Annotated in this window: 3 protein-coding genes and 2 pseudogenes; 1 reads left to right on the top strand and 4 read right to left on the bottom strand. The window is 54.2% G+C overall.

The annotated features are described in order from the left end of the window. The coding region (locus WB371_RS23525; RefSeq protein WP_420704078.1) for a TlpA family protein disulfide reductase at nt 1-292 on the top strand (292 nt) is incomplete at its 5' end. A gap of 463 nt (nt 293-755) precedes the next feature. On the opposite strand, the pseudogene tnpC reads toward WB371_RS23525, so the two are convergent. The 4 genes and pseudogenes from tnpC to WB371_RS23545 form a co-directional block, all read right to left on the bottom strand. Beyond that, nucleotides 756-2,308, bottom strand: a pseudogene (gene tnpC, locus WB371_RS23530) (IS66 family transposase). A gap of 50 nt (nt 2,309-2,358) precedes the next feature. Then, nucleotides 2,359-2,729, bottom strand: a pseudogene (tnpB, locus tag WB371_RS23535) (IS66 family insertion sequence element accessory protein TnpB). A gap of 28 nt (nt 2,730-2,757) precedes the next feature. Continuing rightward, complete coding sequence (gene tnpA / locus WB371_RS23540) at nt 2,758-3,045, bottom strand: IS66 family insertion sequence element accessory protein TnpA (protein ID WP_336222361.1); 288 nt, start codon at nt 3,043-3,045, stop codon at nt 2,758-2,760. 81 nt (nt 3,046-3,126) lie between these two features. After that, nucleotides 3,127-3,393, bottom strand: a complete 267-nt coding sequence (locus WB371_RS23545) for a helix-turn-helix domain-containing protein (RefSeq protein WP_420704079.1) — start codon at nt 3,391-3,393, stop codon at nt 3,127-3,129. Nucleotides 3,394-3,484: the final 91 nt, after the last annotated feature.

A 3,484-nucleotide genomic window follows, 5' to 3' on the forward strand; every position in this document is an offset into this window, starting at 1 on the left:
TGCGCACGCGCTGGAAACCTTTCTGTCGGAATACCGCATTCCTTTCCCTGTCGGTGTAGACATGCCATCCCCGGAAAGTGATATTCCCCAGACCATGCAAGCCTATGCTATGCGCGGTACGCCGACGCTGACGTTAATTGACCAGCAGGGATACCTGCGCCAGCAATATTTTGGTCAGGTCGACGACCTGGCGCTGGGGGCAGAAATCGGCGCGTTATTAAGTGAGTCTTTGTCTGTCCTCCAAGAAGATCCTGTAGCATTAGGGTGCAGCGATGGTCAGTGTGCGCTGTAAGAACGGTACCAATCGAGCTGGATATTAATAACAATCTGATGAATCGCCACGGATAATTTAGATGCCCCCCCATGAAGCGTCATAATCTGCGTGGCAACATGAGCGCAAAGGGCTACTGTTACGACAATTCCTGTGTGGAAAGCTTCTTCCACTCGCTGAAAGTGGAATGTTGATCCTATCCAGCAATAGTGGACAAACGACTAAGTAAGTAAACTCTCAACCAGAGGTAGCTCACATGACAAAACCAGCATCAACCTTAAAAAGATCCGCAAGTAGCACTCACCTGAATTTCGTCAGGAAGCCCTGAAACTGGCGCAGTAAACAGCAGCAATATTTCTTCCCGCGTGTATCGCTGGAACTGAGTCAGGTATGCTATCGAGATGAAGCCTTGTGGGAAGCGGGCTCCCGCTATTTTACGGACTCAGGTGCGCAAGTCCTTAGGGCGGATCTTGGAGGCTTTCTGTCAGGTTCCTTCGCGCACGAAGACGAACCCCAGCAGCGGCAACAACGCGTCCAGATCCCCTTTCGGCCAGCCCGGTAACCGTTGCAGAACGTTCGTCAGCCAGTCATGTGGATCAAGACCGTTCATCTTCGCCGTTTCCAGCAGGCTCATGATTTTTGCTGCGCGCTCACCCGCTGCAGCCGAGCCGGCGAAGAGCCTGCTGGAGCGTCCCATCACCACAGGTCTGATGGCCCTCTCACAGCGATTATTGTCCAGGGGTAACGCGCCATTCTCCAGGAAGCGGCTGAGAGCCACCCGACGTTTTAGCACGTAGGCGATCGCTTTACCCAGTGCGGAGCTTTCCGGGCACGCATCCTTCTGCTGCTCCAACCATTGCCACAGCTTTAACAGCACGGGTCACGCATAACACTGCCGCCACTGGCGGATCTTTTCCACTGGCCGGTCTCGGATCTTCTTTTCCAGCCGATATAGTCCGGCGATCTGTCTGACCGCCATTTCTGCTCTTGGATCTTTACTCGCTTTATAAAGATCGGCGAAGTTTCGGCGGGCATGCGCCCAGCAGCCCGCCAGCGTGAGTCCTTTGTTTTGTCCGGCCAGCGTTTCATACGCCGGATATCCGTCAACCACCAGGCTACCAGCCCAGTCCTTCAGGTATTCCGCCACATACCTGCTGCCCCGGCCGGGCTGACTGTCGAAGCGGACGATGGCCGGGCCACTTTTTTCACCGCTGACGTAAGTCCACAGGTAGCCAGCGCGGGCTTTGCCGCTTTTTTTCGTGTCCAGGATTTGCAGAGGTGTTTCATCAGCATGCACACATCGCGGGTCATCAGCATCCGGTGCAGTGATTCTGCCAGTGGCGTAAGTGCTGCCCCCGCACGCCCAACCATATCAGTCATCGTGCTGACTGGGAGATGGATATCCGAGCGGGCCAAAACTGTCTATTGACGGTACAGGAGCATATGGTCGCAGTGCTTGCTGATCACCAACTGGGCGATGAATGACGGCTCAGCGACGCCTTTCGGGATAATGTGCGCAGGCATATCACCGCTGACGACCCGCTGGCAGCAGGTACAGCCATACTGTGGGCGAACGTACCGGTTAACCACGACGCGAGCCGGGATGTATTCCAGCTTTTCACTCATTTCATCACGGATATGACGCTGTACACCCTTGCAGTCAGGGCAGCTTTCGACTGAGGCGGGTTCGATAGTTTTTGTGACTCGCAGAAGGTGGGCCGGGAGCGGTTTTCGCGCCGGACGTTCCGGGGCGGCTTTTTCTTCGGCAGGGAGCAGTTTGTCCAGTTGTGCCTCAACCGCGGCGATATCCGCATCAACATCCTCTTCAAAGAGAGAGCGTTGCATGCCAGACAGCGTTTCCCCCTTTTTCCCGAAGCGTTGCTGGCGGGCCAGTTTCAGGGCCTCTTCCAGCAGAAGGATACGTTGCTGGAGTTTTTCTGTCTCAGCCTGTTCAGACACCACCTTTTGTACCATGGCAAGTGCCAGAGCGCGAAGTTGTTCGATGTCAGTGGTGGTGGTGAGAACAGAGATATCCATGCGGGTAATTATACCGCACCCGACACGGATAACCATTATTATTCATAATGTTATGGTGGGTTTGAGGCGGGTACCGATGCATCACGGAAACCCCATTTTGTGAGGTCGTAACCTTTTACCAGTTGCCAGTCAACACCGCTGACAAGACAGTTGAACTCATCAGGCGTGAGGGACCATGCGGCCTCATTTGCCCGGGGCCAGCGGAAGTGGCCTTTGTGCAGACGGCGAACGCACAGCCAGACGCCATGTTTATCCCAGCGCAGCAGCTTGATGCGCGAACGGGCCTTATTGGTGAAGACGAAGGCAGTCCCTTCACGCCACGACGCGTTGAGCTCATCCTGGACATATTGCGTCAGCGTGTCGATCCCCGTCGCATATCAACGGGTTTTACAGCGAGAAAGACATTTTCAGGCGTCAGCATATTTGAGGGCCCTGAAGACATCGGTGAGTTACGAGGGATGGCAGCACATGCGTATCCCACCAGGCAGAAAGAGGGTTACAGGCTCATTTACCACAGTTGAAAAGGGCTCAGCAGGCGGTGGGGCTTCAGTGATATGAACAGGCAGCACTGTGGGTTCACTGGCTTGTCGTTCGGCTTTTGCGACATCCTGGGGCCATTCACGGAAGGAAGTAAAGGGAATGTCGTTAAGTTCACAGTACTGCTGGCGGGTAAGGCCGCTGGCCCGCCAACTGGCAACATGGTGTTTTTTCTGCTCAATGAACCATCTCTGTTTCATCGGTACGCACCTCTCGTTAGCTAAAGATGAGGTTGATGTTACCTTCTGAAATAATTATGAAAATATGAGTTCACCGAATGCTTACGGATGTTTTTGCCGTAATGCCGTCAGATAACCAGCGATGTCATCCGGGACAGAGCGGGACGAGGAGTGGGGTGCCCGCGAGCGGTAAAAGAGCGAGGAAGGGTCTGAAGGTTCGAAGCGCTGAAGCCACTTGTAGCCGGTTTTGCGGCTGATGCCGAAGAAACGGCAAAGGGCTGAAAAGGAGTCCGCGCCTGCATGGCAGGCACGGATAAATTCAAGGCGTTTCATGACCCTGTAAATAATTCTGTGTAACTGCCCACTCATTAAAGGTGATCGCTCAGGCGGTCACCGAACTCGATAATAAAGCGACTCATTGCCAGCCGCCAGTTCTGGATCGGCATACTCCATTTTTTTG

This window comes from Citrobacter amalonaticus, from assembly GCF_037053465.1.
GTDB lineage: Bacteria > Pseudomonadota > Gammaproteobacteria > Enterobacterales > Enterobacteriaceae > Citrobacter_A > Citrobacter_A amalonaticus_H.